We start from the raw sequence: 22,040 nt of genomic DNA, 5'->3' as shown, positions 1-22,040 counted from the left end.
ATCATAACCCGAAGCGTAAGCGAGGGAGAATACTCTCCTGGAGTAGTCCCTCGCTTACGCATCGGATCATGAGCAAAGAACCTCAGAAATGCGATTCTGCGTCGAGGGCGTGCTCTTTGAGGTCGTCGAGATCGACGAACTCAAGTGTCGACATGTGCGTTGAGGCCAAGATGACTGCTGGTGCCATTCCCGCTTCGAACGCTTCTTGCCAGCGTTGTGCGCAGAGGCACCAACGGTCGCCGGGCTCTAAGCCGGGGAATTGGTACTGGGGCTGTGGCGTCGACAAATCGTTGCCGCGTGACTTGGAGAAATCGAGGAAGGCGGCGTTCATTTCCGCACAGACGGTGTGCACTCCCATATCGCCTGGCCCGGTGCGACAAGTGCCATCACGATAGAAGCCCGTCATGGGGTCAGTGCAGCAAGGTTGAAGGTCCTCGCCGAGAACATTCTTCGGGGTGCTCATTCTCTGTGTGCCCTTTTTGTATCGACGTTGATCGCCCAATCTGTCGAGGGGGAGCGTGCAATGTGGCAGGTTAAAGACGAGTCGTCAAACTTTTTTCTTGCAAGCGCATTCAACAACTCCCGCTTGAGTCGCCCAACGGACTTGTCGTGTGCGGTTGGCCGAACCATACTAATCGCTCGCCTGCGGACTCTCCACTCACGAGAAGTTGGGTTATCTATGTTGCGCGTGCCGTTGTTTTTCATCGAATGGTTTGTCTACGGTATTTCTTACGCCTACCTGCAGTTCCACATTCGTTCCCCCAAGCCTTTGGATGAAGAGCAAGCTTGGAAGAATCTGACCGACGAGCTGCCTCGCGGACTCAAATGGATTCGGACGGCGTGGCCGATTCGACCGCTCAGGCGGCTACTCGTCCGCGCGAAAATGAAGCAGGATCACGCGCTGGGCATCGCTGAGCATTACGATGTTTCTAACGAGTTCTACGAGCTATTCTTGGACAGAAAGTACATGTTTTACACGTGTGCGGACTTCCATAGCGCTGAGGAGACCATCGAAGAAGCTCAGCAGCACAAAGCCGACTTTATCCTGAACTTGATTGCTCCCCAGCCGGGTGAGCAGATCTTGGAGCTTGGCTGTGGCTGGGGTGCAATGCTCAAGCGGATTTACGAGGAGACCGGGGACAAGCAAGGTTTGCACGGTTTGACACTATCGCAGGAACAAGTGAAGTACAACGAAAGCCATAACGGTTTCCAAGTGAAGTACGACAACTTTGTGACGCGAGACTATGAGCAAGGGGCGTATGACGCCATCTATTCGATTGGCGCGTGGGAGCACGTCCGCGAAGATGAGATTCCCATGCTTGTAAAGAAATTGTATGGGGCACTGAAACCTGATGGACGGATGGTGCATCACTTCTTTTGCCGAACTCAGGAGCATCTGATTGCCGGGGCAGCAGCGTCGCAGATTTACTTTCCCGGTTCGATGGGGGCTTCGTTTCGTCATCACCGCGATGCTTTTGAGGCAGCCGGCTTTAGAATCTCGCATTGTTCGGTGCATGATTATCGCCCGACGCTACGGGCCTGGTTCGAGCGGCTTGTCGAAAATCGAGAAGCCGCATTGAAGCTCGTCGACGTGAAAACCTATAACCGCTACATCACGTTCTTTGCCGCTTCATGGCGCTATTTTGAGGATGCCTCGGGGATTCTTACGCGATGGGTTCTAGTCAAGAAATGACCAAGTAACCATCTAGGGCTTTTCCGGTAGTAGTGGTGTGAATGCCCAACTGCTTGGAAAATCCCAGCTGACTGGGGACGCTCGGCTTGATTGGGGGCCTGTAGCAGGTCAAAATAGTTCTTTAGCGGGGAGCCTTCGTGTGTGGTGGCGTTCCGCATGCCAGTCAGTGCAACTGCAAAAGCTTTCAGGAAAGCTTTCCCGGCATCTGGCAAGAGTGTCTCGGCAGCGGCTTGTATCCCTTCAGACCACAGTTGTCTCTTCAATGTCGAAGATCATCAAACTGTATTGCCCCAAGTGTGGCTCCGCCGCCCAAGGGCAGGCAGAGCAGTTCGCCGATGCTATTGCTTGTCCCAGTTGCGAGCAGAAAGTTGTTTTCGTCGACTACGCTCATGAGGCGATTGCCGCCCCTCCCAAACCGAAAGGTAAGCCAACCCCTACCTGGGCAGACCGTCTTCTTCAGGTCTTGATTGGCTGTGGTGTTGCGCTTATCGGCATCACTTTGCTCGGTTTGCTCAACGGCAATGTGAGCAATTCGACCTGGGGCTCGATTGGAGCAGTCGTCGCGGCAGGTGCGGCTTTGTTTCAGATCGCACGGCTTAAACGCGATAAGTTACACGCGGACGAGGCTCGCAAGCGGACCGAGCGCGCACTGGTGCTCAGCAATGCTCAGATCACCACGGCAGCAAACATCAACCAAGGCTTTAAGAAAAACTTCGATCAGCTTGTCAAAGACGAAGCCGCTAAACTCAACGTGCAAAATGCGAAAATCGTCGAACGCATTGACGAGGCCAAGAAGGATGCTGAGGGGAGAATCCGCAAAGCCGATGAGCAAGATCTTCGCCTCAAGCGACTTGGGAATCGATTCCTCGAAGATCGATTTGAGGCGATCCTCCTGGATGTCACGGCGACCAACCTTGAGGGTTCAAAGCAGCGTCTAAAAGAGGCGATCGACTTCTGCCGACGGAATGACTGCCACATCCTCAATCGTCGAGAGGAAGAGCTCAATCGCGAGCTCGTGCAGCGTTACCACGAGGAGGTCCGTCGTAAGCGAAACAGGATGCAGCGACATGCAGTCGCGAAGCAGATTCAGGAAGAGAGGCGTCGGCAAGAAGAGTTGGAAGCTGAGCTTTCCCGAATTGAATCAGAAAAGTCAGCGATCCGCGACAAGCTAGCGAGCGCTAGTGAAACGTCGGTTGGTGACGATACGGTTCTTGAAAAGCTCAAGAAGCAACTTGCCGACCTTGAGGCTGAGGCCTCACATACGTCGGATCTTTGGAGAGATCGAGAAAAGGGCCATATTTACGTCGCCTCGAATATTGGCACCTTTGGGGAAGGCATCTTCAAGATCAATATGACAAGCCGCAGCGACCCACACGGAGTGATTGAAGAACTCTCTAAACAAGCGACGCCCTTTCCATTTGAATTGCATATGCTTGTTTCCAGCGAACGCGCCGCGGAACTCTTGGGACTTATTCACGAGGCCTTGCATAGCACTCGGGTCAATCGCGTTGACTTCACAAAGGATTTTTTCCGAGTTAATCGCGATGATATTTGGCGTGTCGTGGTCGCCAATCACGGCGTGATTGAGTACGAAGACTTGCCCTCTCCTGCGCAGTATCAGGAAAGCGCGGCAATGAGTGAAGGGGAATTTGAAAGAGTCTCGAAAGCGGTGCTAGATTAGTCGGACTCACTTGAAGCAAAAAAAGCCTTGTTGAGCGCGTCGTGCACTCAACAAGGCTTTCGCTATTCAAGAACGCTAGTAAATCGCTACCGAACCATTCGGAGTTCGTTACTTGGTAGCTGGCCAACGTCGAAGCGTTCGATCTCTTCTCTTTCAGCAGCAGAAATCTGTTGCGGGGACTCATAGGTCTTTTGCTTGGCGAGTTTGCCGTCTTCTTTCCACCACCGCCATTGACCGATGAGGGCACCTTCTTGGTAATGGCCGATGGCAGCTTTCTGACCATTCTCGTGCCACCAAACCCAGGTGCCGTTGTGCACATCGTCCTGGAAGTCACCCTCAGCCGCTTTCTGGCCATTGGGATGCCAGTAAGTGAAGTGGCCGGTGCGCTTGTCGTATTTGTATTGGCCTTCTAGCTGAGTTTGGCCGTTCGCGTGCCATGCGATCGATTTGCCATGACGTAGAGGCTCGCCAGTATTCTCGTACTTGGCGAATTGCATGCCCCAGAAATCGTCAGCGGTAGTGACGACCGTTTTGGGAGCAAGGTACTGAGCTTCCGTCTTTTTGCCTCCGCGTCGCGAGAAGTTCGACTTCTTCGAGACGATTTGACGGCCATCGAGGTAAGAGGCAACCTTCTTAGGCTGACCAGTCTGGGGATCAAGCTGTAGGACGTCGCCAACGGGAACGCCCTGCTTGTATTGTGTTTGGCGAACGACCTTGCCGTTGGTATCCCACAACACGGCGATTCCGTTGCGTTTGCCGTTGCTGATCGAGACCTGGCTGCACTTCTGCTGGTTCGAATCAAAAATGACCCACTCACCATCCAATTGGCCATTGTTGAAAGTGGCTTGGGAGAGGAACGGAGCCTTAAAGCGATTAAATGGGGCCTGAGAGAACACGGGCGACGACTTGCGATCCTGCCATTTCGTCCATACGCCGGTACGGCTGCCCATGTCGTAGCGTCCTTCAGCGACGACGGCACCATCACGGTTGAGCATCTTCCACTCGCCGTGGTTGATGTAGTTGCCTTGTTCGTCAAGTGTCACTTCACGCTGAATGTAAGGCTTCCCATCGGGGTAGCGTTCCGTGAAAGTTTCGATCTCACCCTGGGTCGCTGAGCGAAGGCTTCTCGCCTCGTAGTTGTCATCAATCGTGTCGTAGCCGAGCGCTTCTTCTTCAGCCGTTAGGGCCGGTTCCGAATCGGGAAAGGAGAATGCCTCCTGGGCGATAACCGGAGATACCAAAGTCGCAGCGGAAATCGCCATGGGAGCGATCGCGCGAGCCAATTGAGTGATTCTTGGGACTGTCATCGATTTCTTCTCCAGAAACGAATGCGGCGGCTTAGCGAGCGGAAAAACTCACGAGCCTCGACTTCAAGTCTCCGAGTGAAGACCCAGTTTGCTCTGCGAGTTGCGTGGGCCGTATCGGGTGGCCGTAATTACCGCATCGACGATCAGGAGAGGAATTTCCGAACTTTTCGGAGATCGTGTTGCGACCCTAAGAACCGTCGAGGATAACCAATGCTGCCTATTTTTACACAGGACAAAAAGAAAACCCCGTGTCAGCGCGGTGCAAGCACCGCGTCGAAACGGGTATGAGAGATTCTTTCGGTTATCGTTTACTCGTCGATTTCGACATCGACGAGAAAGTCGCCTTCGAGATAGTTGCGACCAAGCAGCATCGGATACTTCATGTGAGAGCGATCGTTGAGCGAGACGAGCACTCTTTTCTTCACGCCGTTGCAGACGAGCGTGACGGGTACCTTGTAGCGAGTTTCTTCCCGTTCGGAAGTCTTGATGACGGAAATCTCGGTGATCTTGCGTTCAAGCCACTTACTCTTGCCCTGTTCGTTTTTAATCAGGAAGCGAATCTTCTTGCCGAGGTTTTTCGTCATTTCCTGGGCTTGATCCGCGATTTTCCAATCCTCAACATGAATCGACGAAGTCGTCGCGCCCGTGTCGACACGAGCGGTGAAAACCAGGTCGCTCTGCTTTTCCTCGACACTAGCGACAGCGCCAATGACCTGCTTCTCGCGTCGTGTTTCCTGCTGAGTCTTCGTAGCGTCCTGGCTCTCTTGCTTCGGTGTGGGCTTCTGGCCCTCTTTAGCGAGAGACGGCGCAGCGCTGATACCAACGATCAACGCGGAAAACACTACGAAACGAATAGCACGAGACAACTGTGGCCGGGTAGCCACGTACAGTGATTGTACGGCGGAGGGGAACATCGGAGGCTTCTTGGGGTTTGACGGATCGCTGACGCCGAATACGCATCGGCAACGCGAATCAGACGAGATTCAAGACGATTCGGTTCGGGGGCTCAAGGTCATTTACCACCTCTTGCTAGCAAATCTGAATATCCCGAAGGGCCTCACGTCTTGAACGCAGCAATATAGCAGTTTCTTTAGGTTTGCGATATTCGCGGGGCGGCAAGTCGTTGGCAGGTCTAGCTTTCTAGTTGCTAGCGGGTTAGAACCGAGAAGTCACGGGAACCGAGCAGAGGAAGAACCGACATGTTGAAACTCCCCATTTTGACTGCCCTATGTTTCGCGGTCAGTTTTCCTGCCGCACTCGCCGAGGATTGGCAGCAGTGGCGTGGTCCGAACGGCGACAACCATGCTGCCGCTGGGGCGACCGCTCCTGTCGAGTGGAGTGAAGCCTCCGGCTTGGCCTGGAATACTCCCTTGCCGGGACGTGGTCATTCTTCGCCAACGATCGTCGGGAATCGCATCTATCTGACGACGGCTCATAAGGCCGCCCAGACGCAGTCGCTTTTAATCCTTGATCGAGAGACCGGCAGGTTGCTTAAGGAGCAAATCGTTCATCGAGGCGGACTGATCGAAGAGAAGAATCTTCACCCCAATAACACCCACGCGAGCCCGACGGTGGCTTCCGACGGGCAGCGTGTTTTTACTCTGTTTCTGAATCAAGATGCCGCTTGGTTGACGGCTTTCGATCTTGAGGGTGAGCAGCTTTGGCAAGAACGAGCCATTGGGTTTGATCCTCAGCAGTACAAGTTTGGTTTTGGATCGTCACCGGTGGTTGTTGGAGACAAGGTCATCGTCACCAGCGAGTACGATGGCAATGAGAGCGGAATCGTGGCGCTCAATACAGCTAATGGTCAGCGTGAGTGGAAAGCAAAACGTCCGCAGAAGCTCTCCTACTCTTCGGTGGCGCGAGCCAAGATCAATGGCAGAATTCAACTCCTCATCAGTGGAAACTATCAGCTTGCTAGCTATGACCCAAATACCGGTGAGGAGAATTGGTCGAAGTCGGGGACGACGCAAGCGACTTGTGGAACCATGGCTTACGATCCCGAGAGTCAACTCGCTTTCGCGAGCGGCGGATACCCTGAAGTGTTTACTCTCGCGGTTGAGACGGGCGGGCAGCACAACATTGTTTGGAAGAACCAAGCGAAGAGCTATGAGCAATCGATGCTGGTTGTGGATGGGTTCCTCTACACAATCACGGATCGCGGGATTGCATACTGCTGGGGCTGCCGCTCCGGTAAGCAGATGTGGAAACAGCGTCTAGGCGGCGGTTTCAGTTCTTCGCCGCTTCTTGTGGATGGCAAGATCTATGCGACCAGCGAAGCGGGAACGACGTTCGTGTTTGCAGCCAACCCTGAGCGATTCCAAGCGTTGGGCGAAAACCAACTCGGCGACGAGGCCTTCGCGACACCGACTCCCTTGGATGGTCGGCTCTACCACCGGTATTCAAAGGCGACCGCCGGCGGGCGGCAAGAGTTTTTAGCTGCCATTGGGCAGTAGAAGCCTGAGGCGAGTCGATGGTTACGCAGCCATCCGCATTGGCTCAACCGACCGCCCACCTAGGATTTCATCAAACGCCTGTGAAACGAGGCTCGACCTCTCAGGACTTCGGGTGATTTCACGAACTTGTGCCACCGCGTGCCGACGGCATTCGTTGCGAACCGCCGGCAACCCCAAGAACGCCAAGGCAAGTGCTGTCAACATCACGGTGATCCCCGGTTGTTGAGCTCCGGATGCAACGAGTGCAAGACCGGTCAACACGAAAACGGTGGTTGCTTCGAGACCGATCCATAACCAAGACCACAAATCACGTGCACGGTGAATAAGTGATTCGTCAATTTGCGGATCGCGGCCGCTAACGAAGGGATAGAACGCCTGTCGCATCAGTTCGTGACGTGATTGGGTTAACTGCTCGTCAGTCATCAGGGACAAGTCGTAGCCTGTACGCTGAGCTAGTTCTCGGATGATGACATCCACGTCAAATCGTTCGCGAATGCCCAACCAATCGGCAAGTTTGCCGTGGATGCGGAAAATTCTCGAAGCGAGTCCCACCGCAAGGGCGGGAAAGAGGTAGCCCCCTGCCACTGGAAGGATTTTGTCGCCACCGAACTCCAGCGTGAAATCGATTCTCGTCAGGGTTTCGTCAAGCCATGGCAGGTTCGTCCGCAGCAACCAGACCGCCACCAGCGCAGCCGCCGACGTAAACCAAAAGATGCGGTTGAGCATCGATTGGTAATCCGTGACGGGGCTGAGTGGGTTGAGCGGCATATGGTTATTTGATCGGCGAGATTGATCACAGATGATAGCGAAACTTAGGTGGACGTACGAACACTGTCGTGTTTCTGCTAGAATCACGCGTTTGGCGAAACAGTTAAAAGTAGCAGAGTCTAGTTGCTAGCAATCAGAATCACCAATCAGGAGGCAGAGCTTGAGTTCAGAGCCTAGCCAAATCCCGCGTGTGGAAGGTGAGTTGCTTGTCGTCCCCGACAAGACCGCACTCCCAGAGAGGTGTATTAGGACGAACGTGTCGCTCGATGCTCGAAAATGCCAGGTGGAAAGGATTCCCCACTACTCACACGGATTCAAATTGTTCCTATTCGTTGCGCCTAATCTGCTTGTTCTGGCTCCGTTGCTGGCAAGAAGACATTGCTTTTTGAAAGCAGGTATCGCTGCTAGGGTTCGTCGTCGCTTGTTGCTCAGAAAGCTCATTTTCGGAGCGATGATTGCGATTTCATTGCCCTTGCCATTCGTCCTACTGGCCCTACCCGAACCGAGATATGCTGGCTTGGGGTGGCTTTGCTTCCCGATTGGTTTCTATGGCGGTTTTCTTGGGTTGGCGTTCTATTCCAGGCCGCTGAAGATCGTGAAATATAAGCATGGAATGTATTGGCTATCGGGTTGCTCGCCTGAGTTTTTAGCTAGCTTGCAGGCGTCGGAAGCGAGCGTGCCCACAAGCTAGAGTATTCTCTTTGGTCGAAGCAACGCTTCAAGAGATTCGATCGATAATCTGCATTCCGCTATGCGAAAAGTTGCCCATGCCACGAAGTGCTTCAGGCGCTTCGGAAAGGGATATCAGCCGCTCTATCAGCGGGGACAGATCCAGCCGTCCCGAGGAAACCATGTCCAGGAGTTGGGGATAGTAACTGGCTTGCAGCCCGTGACTACCCACGATTTCGAGTTCGTGAGAAAGGGCAAGTTCTAAGGGAACCCGCGGCGAGGCATCGTCTCCGGTGAGCAGGCCGACTTGTACGTGCCTTCCGCGTTTGCGAAGGCAGCGAATCGAGTTCTCGCAGGTAACTTGTGAGCCAAGGGCGTCTACCGAAAGGTGGGCACCCCTTTGGGTTTTTGAACGGATCGTCGCAGGGATATTCTCGATTTCGGTCGCGTTGAGTGTTTCCTCGGCCCCGAGCAATCTGGCCAGTTGTAGCGCGTCCTTTCGGATATCGATACCAATGACTCTTGCACCGAACGCTGACGCAATTGCTACGGCAGCAAGCCCCAGTCCGCCGCAACCGTGAATGGCTACCCACTGACCGAGCTGTAGTTGCCCTTGGAGAGCCACCGCACGGTACGCGGTTCCGACACGGCATCCCAAACTGGCTGCCTTGGTGAAGTCGAGGTCGTCGGGGAGACGGACGAGGTTCTCATCGGCGTAGGGAACGGCTACATACTCGGCGAATGAACCCCAGGCGGTAAATCCGGGTTGGAACTGGTTGTCGCAAACTTGGCTGTTGCCCGATTCGCACTCGGGGCAGCGTCCGCAACCCGCGACGAAAGGCATCGTGACACGATCGCCCGCTTGCCAATTTTTAACTTCGCTACCAACTTCAGCAACCACGCCGGCGAACTCATGTCCGGGTACGTGCGGTAGCGTTTTGATGTCGGGGTCGTGACCCAGCCAACCGTGCCAGTCACTACGGCAAACGCCCGTGGCCCGAACTTCGATGACGACACCGTCAGCAGGCGGCGTGGGATCGGGAAAGTCGCCGATTTCGAGCGGGCCGCGGAATTGGTTGTATGAGAGAGCTTGCACTGTTGGGCAGTTAAGGGGCTGGAGAAAGCCATCTCAGCGCTTATTCTTCGCGTCACTTACAAACGTCACTTGCATTGCTTCATGCCCATTATGGCCTGCAAGCTGTTGCGAGGACATGGGAGTCAGTCGGCGTTCAATTCTACTTGGTTCGAGATTCCACATGGCTTCATTTGCTGATTCAGCAGCATGACCGAAGAGGCTTCCGATTGCCAAATTGCCAACAAGCCAGGGGCTCAGTTTGGCATCGATAGCAACGCTTTCTGATTCATACCCCTTTTTTTCTAGAATTGCAGTGTATTTAGGGGGAGTCCTAAGCAGGCCGCCACTTCTATTCAGGGAGGCTTTCATTGGAGTAGTGCCCCTAGCAACAAGCTCGCCTTTCTGATTCATTACGGATACACCCGCTTGAGGAGGATTGCTCGTGATCGTCACATCGGCGTAAGGCCCGCCGATAACGGATGTACAACCAGTCAGCGAAGTCGTGCAGAGCAAGCTTAACAGTAAGTATTTGTTCCAGAAGTGAAGCATGATTTCCTCAGCACCTGCAGCGTTTATTCTTCACTGATGCTGTAACCAGATGTGAGGGCTCAGCAGCATCAGTGAGAGGAAGCCTCCTCTCAACACACATGCAGTCATCGGCAGATGCATGGCAGGTCTTGACTAATCGCTACATTTTAACAAGGTGGACGCTAGCGTTTGTAGAGTTGCGGAGTGAAACCACGGACTGCCTGGGTGCTTAGATCAGCTCGATGGCCCTAAAGGACTTCCAGTACAGCCGCTTCCTCTGCAGCTTCAGAGTTAGCAAGATAGCTCTCAGCTCCAAGCTTAGGAGCCTCTTCTGCAGTCGTGCCGCGAATCGCTCGCAACTTTGGCGCGGCCCAGGCGTAGCCGCTGATGATCGCATTTGTAAGCGGATGCCCGGCAGAGCCAATGAGTCGACCGCTCTCGTAGGTTCGGGTAGCCCATTTCGCTTTCGAGTGGCAGAGCGTCCCGAGCATGTCGAACAGTTGGCAATCAGGATCGTCATGGTACTCCTGCAATTGCAGGTAGCGAAGCAAACGCCCCGGACCGTATTTAGAAAAATCGGGGTCGTAGCCAATCTTGTGCGAGAAGCAGGTCCCTCTGGCGAAGTGGCAATACTCAAACGCTATCGGCTGGTCGTTCAAGTAGAGAAACCAAACGTCGAGGCTGCCTCTTTGTGCGACCGCTCGCGCTTCGTCGAGGATGTAATCGAACACACCAGGCACTTTCAGTACTGAAGTGCCTTCAGAGCCCTTCCAGCTTCGGTCTTCGATCTCAAAAGCGACTCTTAGGAGGCGCTGGAGCTGCTCGTCGTTCGTGCGATGCCGTTCCAGTCGGAGCTCGCCTTGCTTTTCGAGCTTTCTTAATTTGCGTTTGACTGCTCCGCGGTGGTTACCAGACCAGCTTTTCTCATACGCTTCCCAATTGCCGCGAATATCAATGACACCGACGGGCGAGAGCGCCGTCGCGTAGCTTCGTCCTCTTTGATCCTGCAGCACTTGGCGAAACTCCCTCCACTGCGGCGCCCCCAAAGAGATTTCCTCGAAGGAGAATATGCCGCTGGGCAAACTTTGCATTGCGCCTACCAAAGCGGCAGTGGCACTTTGAATGTCAACGTCGCGATCAATTAGAAGGTCAGCCGCGTTTCCCCAGCAGTTGACCGGCAGTTTGTAGGTTCGGAGGAAACCGACGCTCCGATCAACAACCAAAGGCAGAGCTGCAATTAGTCGATCCTCGTCGTGAACACAGACACCAACGAACTCGCGACCGTCCGCGAAATGCTTCAACCAAGCAGCGATTCCCTCCGCTCGGACGGTGGATTGCCGCGCGTAGCTGCGTTCCCAGAGGTCGTTCCAGGAGTCTGTGGCGGCGAGGAGGGCATCGCGGCCGGCAAGTAATTCGGTCTGAAGTTGAATCATTTTGGAGGTGATTGTTAGGAATTGGAGACCCCTAAATCTACCTCGCAGAAGACCTCAAACGCCAATTGCCTTTTACGCCCAAACCTTGATTCGAGAGACGATAGAACCAATACAACCGTGCCATTCCGGTTCTCCCATCGCTATCGAGATAGGGAGAGCAAGCGCAAGTACTTGAGCGAGCTAGAACAAACTCAGAGGAGTGGAACATGCGCATGCACGGGCAATACTCATTCGCAACATTTCGAGGCTTTATCGCGATCGACGCCGGACAGCAACACTAGCGATGAAGCCTGACAAGAGAGTCAGCAATGAGTTCATTTCAGGAACTGCGGCAAGGGACGCGGCTGAACCTTGAAGGCGGCCAAAGGATCGTTGCCAATTCAGGAAGCTTTGCCCAGGCTCGAGACCAAGAAGTTTTTCGTGCGTTGCCTGGTACTGCTCGCCCCAATTCCGTATCAAGCCACTGGCCGCTTGCGAAGGCTCTAAGGCTGTCTGCATTTTCAAAAAATCGCTTCCATCAATGTTGCTATCCTGATTGATGTCGGCTTGAGCATCGGGCTGTGTTAGCGAAGATTCCCAAGCAAGCAAGTCCTGGTGATCAACGCTGTCGTCATGGTTAAGGTCGGCGAGGGGATACTGCAACTCGGAAAGAGTCGAGGCCTCAAAGTCAAAAATAAACTCGCCCATCTCATTGGTGGACGCTAGGCCAAACGCATCAAGAGCTGCCAGTGGCGAAATCGTGACTGAAGAGTCTGCTTCAAAATCAAAGTCGTAAATGCCGGGCTCTAGGATTCCTTCCAAAGCGAAGCTAAGTGAGCCTTCGGGGCTGATAAGCTCATCCAGACTTGTCTGGTAAATCGACTGACTGCTGTTTCGCTTACTGAAGTTAAACGTGCCGGACAGACTCTCTGAACCTGCGATTGAGCCACGCAAGTTAAACTGGGCTGGCTCATGGATTCGATAGGAGGCAGAGAAATGAAAGCTGCCATTGGAGGAAGCCTGCGAGCCGGCGTTCATCAATGGGTCTAAGATGGCCGAAGTCGAAAGCTGATAGGCATTTTGAAACGAGTTGTCGTCGACATACGAGGTCTGTCCCATCAGTGATTCGGCCTTGCCTACGGTAAGGTCATCCAGATCAATCACCCTCGCGTAAGTCGACCGATAGTGTTTGGAATAGCCGATACTATTCGAGGAATACGTGTAGGGGTCGCTACTGATCTCGACAAGCTCATTACCGGCTCTCACGTCAACCCAGTTGTCTCTTTCATAGCCACGATTCAGGGAAATCAACTCGATCGGCTTTTGCGCATCGATTTGCCAAGGCTTTGGCGGGGGAAAGGGGTTTGTTATGGTGATAGAGCCGCTCAGACCACCCCCGCGACGCCAATTAATACGACGGGTCGTACCGGATCGGTAAGGAGCCAGGTTCCAGAGCGGCGTCCAGTTGGGCTCTTGCTTTCTAGCGATTGAAATCTGGCTTTCGAAACCCTGTGCGAAACCTTCAGGGAGTGCGATTAACAGAGTTAGCAAACAACAGATAGAGAGAGTGCTTCTCTGAGCGTATTTTCTCACGGCGAATCCCGATCATGTGATGTGTGGCTGGCCGCATTGATTTGCGCCTAGTGTCCACTGTAGCTGGAATTACCGTGCGTGACTAGGTGCAAACAGCTCTAAAGCCCTTGCTCTGGTTGAATGGAGACACCTATTGATTCCAGAGCGAGGATTCGAAATTCGAAAGCTATTGAACTCTTGGACAAGACGAAGTTGCGCTCAGAGCAGCTTCGTTTTCGATTTTGTGTGATTGGGCTGTCGTCGAGTGGCGATGGCAAATGTCGCTCCCAAAAGAGCAAGTGCAAGCGTGTTTGGCTCCGGTGCTGCCACTACGCCGCTCGTAGCGCTGGACGCTTGCGAGTACTCGGACTGCCACATCAGGAAGTCCAGGCCGCTTGTTTCTCCATCTTCGTTTGCGTCTCCCTCAGCCGTTTGACCATAGGCAGCGACCCAAGCGGCCAGATCAAGTTCGTCGACGAAACCATCTTGGTTCATGTCAGCAGGCCCGCCGGAGATGGTGTAGGTTAGGGTCAATTGCGGCGGCAGTCCGAAAGACGATTCCTCTGAGCGGAAACCAACATAGAGCGGCAGGTCGAGGCTACGTAATCGCAGTCCGATGTGCGAGCTCTCTCCCAGGAGCGATTGAATAAACGAGGTGTCGAGTGCTGCCTCTATCGCAGGCATGCCGGCATTGACTGCCCCTGTCGTGGCCAGAACTTCACCTGCGGCATCGATATCTGAAAGCGATGCCAGCCCGTCGCCCGCGTAGCCTAAGATTTCAATTCTCGGCGAGCCTGAACTGACTACTGGGTCGAGTGACAAAGAAGCTGCCGTGATTGTGGCGTCAGCAGGAATGCCTTCGATGGAGAATTCTAGAATCGGTCGTTCTTCAGGGTTTTCCGCATTGAACCCAAGACCCGCAGTGAGACTTGTCTCACCGTCGGTAATTGAGGGTGTGGAGCCCGGTATCGACTTCACGTCAAAAGTTGGAGTCAAGGAAACGGTTTGAGTGGGCGCGGGAGGTCCGATCTGCAACCGCGCGATATGCCAGTCTGAGTCGGCATTCGCAGTTACAACGGAATAGCCACCAACGATCAAGTCACCATTGGGAGCCCACTGCAGGCTGGTGGTATCGGTTCGAAAGCTAGCTCCGACATCGATATCAAAGGTTCCGTTGTTTCCGAAGGAAGTATCCAGGCTGCCATCTGGCATCAAGCGAGATACCGAGAACGAGTCTGCATTGGCCAGCAACAGGCGTCCCTGTGAGTCCTGCAGCATGGCGTTTGGGTCCTTCCAAGGGGCATTGCTTGGAGCGACGATCCGACCATTACTTCCAAAGCTTGTATCGAGCGAACCGTCGAGGTTCAACTGCAGTAAAGCAGTTTCGCTTCGGGAGCCACTCGTCGCGAGAATCTTGTCGTTCGCGAGGTATTTGAGGTCGGTTACCTGTTCCAGATCGAAAGCATTGTTGGAAAATCGCAGCACGCTCTGCCCCTGATTCCCAAAGGAGGTGTCGAGTGATCCGTCAGGATGATAACGCGCCAAGGCATGAGTGTAGGGTGTGAAGCTAGTGCTACTGAAGAAAGTCTCCGTATGCCCTCCGACGAGAATCTTGCCGTCGGGTTGCAATTCAATCGCTTGCAAAAAGTCATCAGGGTTACTGAGGTTAGGCCGGTTGAAGGCAGTAACGACTCGTCCGTTGTTTCCGAAGCTCAAATCGGGGCTTCCGTCGGCGTTAAACCGAGTCAACATGAAGTTCCAATCGCTTGAGAAGATGTCGTACCCACCGATCAGAATCTTATTGTCGGGTTGGATCATCAGATCTCTGATGTAGACTTGCGACGGCGATTCGATCTCACCTTGCCCGCCAATTCCGAATGACGAATCGAAAGTACCGTTGGCGTTCAATCGAATGGCCCTGAATGCGCGAGGTTGAGTAAACTTTGGCACGCCGAGCATCACCTTGCCATCATCCAAAGCCTGTACCGCTGGCGAGCCACCTGAGCTCGAAATAATGAGCTTACCTGAGCCGTTGAAACTGTTGTCGAAGAGGCCATTGGGTAAGAGGCGCGCCACAGCAAATCGATTGGAGGTGCCGCCGGTGCCAACAGCCCAGATATTTCCGTCGCTACCTACCGACAGTCCTTCGAGATCGTCATAGGCACCACCGAAATCGAATCGTGCGATCCCAGAATTGCCAAAATTCGGGTCAAGCATCACCTGTGCTTGGCTGGCTTCATAGGTCAGGCTAAGGAGGCCCGCAAATAGTAGAATTCGTTGATAACGCGAAGAGAGACAACGCATCGGCCAAGCCTCGAAGTGAACAGTGTCTAAGTTTTCTAAAGGGAAATCTGGTGAGCCAGTGGTCCTCAATGTTGCTTAATGTACTCAATCCGACGTCGATTGGCGAAGAAAATTGAGGCGCCTGCCACTAAAAGCACCAAGGTTGCCGGCTCAGGGACATTGCCAAACTGAAGCAAGCTTGAACCACCACTTTGGGCAGCCAGGAACATGCCGCTGGCGGAGTTTGCGGAGAACAAGACGTCCTCGGTGGAAAGCGAAGCGGGCGTTACGCCATCCCATTCGACGAGGATCGAGCCGATAACGGTTGGTCCGTTCTGTCCGATCTGAGTGCGGATGTCGTTTGGGTCGTCCAAGCCGCCAGTGATCGAGGCGAGGATCCCTTCCAGATCGTCGGGAATTCCGGCGTCGAGGTTGGTCTCCAGCAATAACGCGGCTACCGCCGAAGGAGTCCAATCGGAATCCGTGGTATCAAGATTGTCCGTGGCGATGCTGAAGCCGACATTGGCGAAGCCAAGCTCGCCAGGAAAGACTGCTAGGGTTTCAACACTGAAATCCACCTGGTAGACCAAGGCAGTTCCGACCGGCTTATTGGTGTTAGGTAGAGCGTCGCTTTGAAGCTTTCGCCGGTCTGCTGCATTGCTTGACGCAGGAGTTGCTCGGCATCGGGGTCTAGGGTGACGGTGGTTCGCATGTTGCAATCATTGGATCAGGACTTGGTGCTGTCAAGCTGTCAGAAAGGGCAGCCAAAGCACTTATCGCGTTTTTCACTCCGTTGGAAGATAACGCACACGTATTAATGAGAAGCAACCAATCCCCAGTATGAGAATCGCACTTGGCTCGGGAATCTCGGCTACGATCAGATAAATCGGTGCAGTATGCCCGGCTGCTGATGAAAATTGATTGCGGAAGGAGAAGTCAAATTTGTATTCGCCCTCAATCGTAAAGATCGAATTGAATGCCCCGGCTTCATCGAAGAAGATAGGATCCGTTGTGAAGTGTCTGGCGAATCTCATAGCATCGGGAGTGGACTCAGCCTCACCGAACAGGACATTTTGAGGACCAAAGGAAGTACCTGCGGCGTTGTTTTGGTCGATGTCGACCGTCAGCGATTCGCCATTCGGATCGGTGATTGTCATGCGGATGAAGTCATCGGTTCCGTAGTTGAGTTGGCCGAAGAATTTCTCGCCGGGACGAGTCGCGTTCTCAACCAAACCTGGTGAGCCCTGATTCCAGGCAATCCACTCGGTATTCGCAGGATCGATATCGACAGTGATCGAAGCGAAGTCATATTCAGCTCCTCCAGAGGATGCACTATTCGTAGTAAGGCTTTCCGTGACGAGAAATGATGTCGTCCGCGGGCTTCCAGGAGTTGGGAAACCTGTAGTGGTGTCGGAGGTATCTGCTTGAACGATCAGCTTCGGTTCAAAGCTGCCATCTTGATCTGCCCGCATGAACTGCGCATAGAAAGACTGTCCCGATGAATGCGTGCGTGTAGAGAGCAAGCGGGCTCGTACCCAAATGTCCTGGCTGCCAAGGACGTGCGGGGTAATATCCCCATCGTACTTTGCAAAACTATTGAAACTGGTCGAGCTTTGCTGGGTTTCAAGATCAAGATTCGTCCAGTCTATTCCATTCGCAGAAATATCCAGGTAGGCTCGTGCACCCGAGTCGAAAATATTGAAAGCTGCTACCTCACCGAACAAGTAGGCAGAGTCGACAAACTGAGAAGTCGGAAAGCGGTAGGTAACGACGCCTTCGACATTTCGCTGCGTTGGAATCCAGTACTTGACTCCTATCGAGACTGGGTCATCGAATACCCCGGCATTCTCGAATGAGTGGAGATACGTGGTGTAGTCGAAGTTCAGGTCCATCGACGCCGAGAATTCATCTCCTGTGGCATTGCTTGAGCCTAAAACCAGCGCCGACAAACAAGCTACAGCAACCAGAGCACGTAGCTTACGTACTGGACTGGACTGGACTGGACTGGACTGGACATTAGCGCTCCTGGGTCGATTGAATTTCCGAGTTGTAGCTTCTCCAATAAAGCAGAGCTTATCAGATCATAGTGCGATGGGCAAATTTGGACCTTAAGCAGGCTCAGTTGTTTTGCTGAAGAAGTGATTTCTTCATTCGCGACCGAATTTCTTCATCCATGGCTAAGCCGGCAAGCGGCCGGTCAAAAAAGGGTAGCGCAAGAAAAACCCCGCTCGGAATTTCTCCCGAGCGGGGTTCATAAAACCTGGCGATACCTACTTTCGCGAGTGCTCTCACTATCATCGGCTAGGCGTGCTTAACTACTGTGTTCGGAATGGGAACAGGTGTTTCCACGACTATATGGTCGCCAGAAAAGGAAGTGCCGACCTGTCGACCGACACTCCCTGACGTTTTGGTGTTTTGGTTGCAAGAGAGGACCTGCTTATCCGTTGTCCTCAAACATTGTTTGAGAGCGTTTGATAAATGCGGTCAAGCGTTCGTCCATTAGTACCGGTTAGCTGAATACATTACTGCACTTACACATCCGGCCTATCAACCTGATCGTCTTTCAGGGGACTCTCACCCATTGGGTTACGAAACCTCATCTTGGAGCGGGCTTCACGCTTATATGCTTTCAGCGTTTATCCGTTCCGACCTTAGCTACCCTGCCGTGCCGCTAGCGCGACAACAGGAACACCAGAGGGTCGTCCTTCTAAATCCTCTCGTACTAAAGAAGAACCTCCTCAAGTTTCGTGCGCCCACAGTAGATAGGGACCGACCTGTCTCTCGACGGTCTGAACCCAGCTCACGTACCACTTTCATTGGCGAACAGCCAAACCCTTGGGAGCTTCTTCACCCCCAGGATGTGATGAGCCGACATCGAGGTGCCAAACCGCTCCGCCGCTATGGACGCTCGGGAGCGATAAGCCTGTTATCCCCGGAGTACCTTTTATCTGTTGAGCGATGGCCCTTCCATACGGAACCACCGGATCACTAAGCCCTGCTTTCACACCTGCTCGACTGATAAGTCTCGCAGTCTAGCGCACTTCTACCTTTATGCTCGATGCCTGATTGCCAACCAGGCTGAGTGCGCCTATTGGACTCCTCCGTTACTCTTTAGGAGGAGACCGCCCCAGTCAAACTGCCCAACTGACACTGTCCTTCGCCCGGTTTCACGGGAATCGAAGTTAGAACTAAACCATGAAGAGGGTGGTATTTCACCAATGGCTCCCTCCGATCTGGCGACCGGAGTTCAAAGCCTCCCACCTATCCTACACACTACATAGCACAGCCCAATATCAGCCTACAGTAAAGGTTCACGGGGTCTTTCCGTCTAGCTGCGGGAACGTGGCATCTTCACCACGACTACAATTTCACCGGGTCACTGGTTGAGACAGTATTTCTCTCGTTACGCCTTTCATGCAGGTCGGAACTTACCCGACAAGGAACTTCGCTACCTTAGGACCGTCATAGTTACGGCCGCCGTTTACTGGGGCTTCGGTCGGGAGCTTCGCTCTAATGAACTAACCCTCTACCTTAACCTACCAGCACCGGGCAGGCGTCAGTCTCTATACATCCACTTACGTGTTAGCAGAGACCTGTGTTTTTGATAAACAGTCGGAGAAATCGATTTACTGTGGCCCCCAGCAGCGTGAACCGCCAAGGGCATCCCTTATCGCGAACTTACGGGATCATTTTGCAGAGTTCCTTAACCAGTGTTCTCCCGAGCGCCTTAGACTACTCGTCTCGCCTACCTGTGTCAGTTTTAGTACGGTTACCAATGCTTCAACCCTTAGAAGCTTTTCTTGGACGTTCTTCAGATGACATACCCAACATAAATGAGGTTGTCCCGGATCGGCCTGAACGGACGCGCATTTAACTACGTCCTGAGCCTCACCAGGCGAGGGATATTTCTAACCATCCCCTCACCATTCAAACGCCGTCCCTCCATCGGTCCACATTGGTAGCGCAGGAATGTTGACCTGCTATCCATCGTCTACGCCTTTCGGCCTCGACTTAGGTACCGGCTAACCCTGGGCGGAATTACCTTCCCCAGGAAACCTTAGGCTTTCGGCGGGCAGGATTCTCACCTGCCTTATCGTTACTCATTCCGGCATAATCACCTGTACACCCCGACAGCGCTCCTTACGGTACGCCTTGTATCTGATGTACAGCGCTCTCCTACCACTCAGATCACCCGAAGGATCACTGAATCTACTGCTTCGGTGTCATACTTACTCCCGTTCATTATCGGCGCAGAATTGCTCGACCAGTAAGCTGTTACGCACTTTTTAAATGGTGGCTGCTTCTAAGCCAACATCCTGGTTGTCTCAGCAATTCAACTTCCTTAGTGACTGAGTATGACTTCGGGACCTTAGCAGATAGTCTGGGTTGTTTCCCTCTCGACCGCGAAGCTTATCCCACGCGGACTGACTCCTGAGGTAGTTACAACGGTATTCGGAGTTTGGCTCAGCAGGGTACCCCGGGAAGGGCCCCAAACCAAATCAGTCTCTCTACCCCCGCTGCATAGTTAACTCAAGGCTAGCCCTAAAGCTATTTCGGAGAGAACGAGCTATCTCCAGGTTTGATTAGACTTTCACTCCTCCCCACAAGTCATCCCCTCAGTTTTCAACCTAAGTGGGTTCGGTCCTCCACGCAGTTTAACCCGCGCTTCAACCTGCTCATGGGTAGTTCACCTGGTTTCGCGTCTACCACGTACGACCAATTGTCGCCCTATTCAGACTCGGTTTCCCTGAGGCTTCGGACCGGAAGTCCTTAACCGAGCCGCACACGGTAACTCGCCGGATCATTATGCAAAAGGCACGCCGTCACACATTCCCCGAAGGGCATAGTGCTCCGACCGCTTGTAGGCGTATGGTTTCAGGTTCACATTCCTCCCCTAACAGGGGTTCTTCTCATCTTTCAGTCACCATACTGAGTTTGCTATCGGTCATCAGAGAGTATTTAGCCTTACGAGATGGTCCTCGTAGATTCAGTCGGGATTCCACGTGGCCCGACCTACTCAGGAACTCCTCGGGAGTTTGCTCACTTTCGCGTACGGGACTGTCACCCTCTGTGGTTGGCCTTTCCAGACCATTCTGCTAGCAAGCAAGTTTATGACTCCCATGTGAAGAGCCCTACAACCCCGCAGGGGAAACCCCCGCGGTTTGGGCTATTACGCGTTCGCTCGCCGCTACTGACGTAATCGATTTTTCTTTCTTTTCCGGTGGGTACTTAGATGTTTCAGTTCCCCACGTTTGCCACCCAAAGCTATGTATTCACAATGGGTTAATTCAGGAATCTCGGGATCATCATTTGTTTGTCAACTCCCCCGAGCTTTTCGCAGACTTCCACGCCCTTCATCGCCTTCTGATGCCAAGACATCCCCCATACGCCCTTTGTAGCTTGACCACATTTATCAAAAGCTCTCGATCCAACTGACTTTGCCACGGAGGCTTCGCCAGAACTCACAAGAAGCGAAAGATACATGTGAATGACCACAAAGAGATGTTGGCGGTTAGGCCACAAAAGTAACCCAACCGTTGATCTCTTGAGTAACGCTTCAAATATCTTGTCTAAGGACAAAGGAAAATCACAGGATGTTTCACGGCTAAGCACTGTATTCAAATGAATACGTGTCGCTGGCCGAGGAACATCAGTGAAAATCAGATGCCACTCTTGCTTAAAACACCAAATTGTCAAAGATCGTGCGGCTCTCAGAGAGGGCCGTTACTGTTCCCTCCAATCACTTGGTGGGAATCCTAAATCATAGCGATGGCAGGCTAGCTGTCAAAGCCCCAAATTGAGGATTTGCGAGAATCTTTCTTGGCATAGATCGACCTGAGGTAAACAGGTCGTTGGCCAAAAGAAAGGCTTCCGAGCCAGCGAGTTTCGAGAACGAGCAATCTTGCCATGGGCATTACTGCTAGCGTTCCCAACTCATCGGCTCGAATTGTAGGGCAGACTTAGCCCGGATCAAGGGGAGGCGTGAAGAATTTGTGAATTCGTCCTGCTCGGGCGTTCGGCTTGGCAAAGGTGGCAAGCTTTTACATGTCCTTGGAGGCCGGATCAGTGCGTTCGAAGTAGCGCCTGGCATAGATGCAGAGGAGGCCGTTGGCGATAGCGGCCGCGACCAAGACGGCGTACTTGAACCAGAGCCAGATCGCTGAAGTTGAAGATCGATAAGAACTGATCGCCTGCTGCAGCATGACTCCGCCGCCAGTTGTCCAGGTGTAGCCAACTGTTAGCAAGGCACCTAGGCAGAATGCTCTTCGCTGCCCTTTGGCGAATAACAGCCCTGTTGCTGCGACTGAAGTGATCGCAAGATTGAGTACGCTAAGCACAAATAGGCTGAAGCCCAGAGGCAAGAGCTGTGCGAGACCACACAGCAGGCCGAGAGCCGTCATTAGGAATAGCTGACTCCGCAGGCTAAATCGAAACCGTGTCACACTTTGATGACCATTGCCCTCTGATTCCATGGGAAATGACGGCGGAGCTTCTTGCTGATCAGGCATATCTCGATTGTAGCAGCCTTGAGTTCAGCAAGAAAAGTTTCGAGCCGCCATGAGGAAGCTGGTGAGAGTACCACCCGAGGGCTTACG

15 protein-coding genes and 2 rRNA genes are annotated in these 22,040 nt (G+C 53.2%); 3 read left to right on the top strand and 14 right to left on the bottom strand.

From position 1 onward, the window contains the following. Positions 1-82: 82 nt before the first annotated feature. Positions 83-463: a DUF2237 domain-containing protein gene (locus RIB44_08950; protein ID MEQ8616707.1), complete on the bottom strand. Its 381-nt coding sequence runs from the start codon at positions 461-463 to the stop codon at positions 83-85. A 216-nt stretch (positions 464-679) separates the two neighbouring features. Here RIB44_08950 and RIB44_08945 point away from each other — a divergent pair, with 216 nt between their 5' ends. Together RIB44_08945 and RIB44_08940 are read left to right on the top strand one after the other, a co-directional pair. Beyond that, positions 680-1,693 carry a class I SAM-dependent methyltransferase gene (locus tag RIB44_08945; GenBank protein MEQ8616706.1) on the top strand — a complete coding sequence of 338 codons (1,014 nt, stop codon included), beginning with the start codon at positions 680-682 and terminating at the stop codon, positions 1,691-1,693. A gap of 262 nt (positions 1,694-1,955) precedes the next feature. Then, positions 1,956-3,374 (top strand): GIY-YIG nuclease family protein, encoded by a 1,419-nt coding sequence (locus tag RIB44_08940; protein ID MEQ8616705.1) that lies wholly within the window; start codon positions 1,956-1,958, stop codon positions 3,372-3,374. Positions 3,375-3,460: 86 nt separating this feature from the next. Here the strand turns inward: RIB44_08940 and RIB44_08935 are convergent, their stop codons facing one another. Continuing rightward, positions 3,461-4,681 (bottom strand): hypothetical protein, encoded by a 1,221-nt coding sequence (locus RIB44_08935; protein ID MEQ8616704.1) that lies wholly within the window; start codon positions 4,679-4,681, stop codon positions 3,461-3,463. A 308-nt stretch (positions 4,682-4,989) separates the two neighbouring features. Beyond that, positions 4,990-5,595, bottom strand: a complete 606-nt coding sequence (locus RIB44_08930) for a RimK/LysX family protein (GenBank protein ID MEQ8616703.1) — start codon at positions 5,593-5,595, stop codon at positions 4,990-4,992. A 285-nt stretch (positions 5,596-5,880) separates the two neighbouring features. On the opposite strand from RIB44_08930, the gene RIB44_08925 reads away from it, so the two are divergent. Continuing rightward, positions 5,881-7,137, top strand: coding sequence for a PQQ-binding-like beta-propeller repeat protein (locus RIB44_08925; protein MEQ8616702.1), 1,257 nt, complete (start codon positions 5,881-5,883; stop codon positions 7,135-7,137). A gap of 21 nt (positions 7,138-7,158) precedes the next feature. On the opposite strand, the gene RIB44_08920 is transcribed toward RIB44_08925, so the two are convergent. The 11 genes from RIB44_08920 to RIB44_08870 form a co-directional block, all read right to left on the bottom strand. Further along, positions 7,159-7,905: a hypothetical protein gene (locus RIB44_08920; protein ID MEQ8616701.1), complete on the bottom strand. Its 747-nt coding sequence runs from the start codon at positions 7,903-7,905 to the stop codon at positions 7,159-7,161. A 718-nt stretch (positions 7,906-8,623) separates the two neighbouring features. Continuing rightward, positions 8,624-9,670: a zinc-dependent alcohol dehydrogenase family protein gene (locus tag RIB44_08915; GenBank protein MEQ8616700.1), complete on the bottom strand. Its 1,047-nt coding sequence runs from the start codon at positions 9,668-9,670 to the stop codon at positions 8,624-8,626. Positions 9,671-9,703: 33 nt separating this feature from the next. Then, complete coding sequence (locus RIB44_08910; protein MEQ8616699.1) at positions 9,704-10,198, bottom strand: hypothetical protein; 495 nt, start codon at positions 10,196-10,198, stop codon at positions 9,704-9,706. Positions 10,199-10,425: 227 nt separating this feature from the next. Beyond that, positions 10,426-11,610: a GNAT family N-acetyltransferase gene (locus RIB44_08905; protein ID MEQ8616698.1), complete on the bottom strand. Its 1,185-nt coding sequence runs from the start codon at positions 11,608-11,610 to the stop codon at positions 10,426-10,428. A 249-nt stretch (positions 11,611-11,859) separates the two neighbouring features. After that, positions 11,860-13,182, bottom strand: coding sequence for a hypothetical protein (locus RIB44_08900; GenBank protein MEQ8616697.1), 1,323 nt, complete (start codon positions 13,180-13,182; stop codon positions 11,860-11,862). A gap of 198 nt (positions 13,183-13,380) precedes the next feature. Next, complete coding sequence (locus tag RIB44_08895; protein ID MEQ8616696.1) at positions 13,381-15,465, bottom strand: hypothetical protein; 2,085 nt, start codon at positions 15,463-15,465, stop codon at positions 13,381-13,383. Between the two features lie 65 nt (positions 15,466-15,530). After that, entirely contained in the window at positions 15,531-16,022 is a 492-nt protein-coding gene (locus tag RIB44_08890; GenBank protein ID MEQ8616695.1) for a PEP-CTERM sorting domain-containing protein, read from the bottom strand. A 207-nt stretch (positions 16,023-16,229) separates the two neighbouring features. Further along, positions 16,230-17,336 (bottom strand): hypothetical protein, encoded by a 1,107-nt coding sequence (locus tag RIB44_08885; protein ID MEQ8616694.1) that lies wholly within the window; start codon positions 17,334-17,336, stop codon positions 16,230-16,232. A gap of 366 nt (positions 17,337-17,702) precedes the next feature. Further along, positions 17,703-17,811 (bottom strand): 5S ribosomal RNA (gene rrf / locus RIB44_08880). Between the two features lie 113 nt (positions 17,812-17,924). Continuing rightward, positions 17,925-20,850: ribosomal RNA gene (locus RIB44_08875) — 23S ribosomal RNA — on the bottom strand. Between the two features lie 635 nt (positions 20,851-21,485). Further along, positions 21,486-21,953, bottom strand: coding sequence for a hypothetical protein (locus RIB44_08870; protein ID MEQ8616693.1), 468 nt, complete (start codon positions 21,951-21,953; stop codon positions 21,486-21,488). Between the last annotated feature and the right edge of the window lie 87 nt (positions 21,954-22,040).

Source organism: Lacipirellulaceae bacterium (genome assembly GCA_040218535.1).
Classification (GTDB): domain Bacteria; phylum Planctomycetota; class Planctomycetia; order Pirellulales; family Lacipirellulaceae; genus Adhaeretor.
The sequence above is the reverse complement of the archived record's forward strand: the minus strand, read 5'-3'. Positions and strand labels throughout refer to the sequence as shown.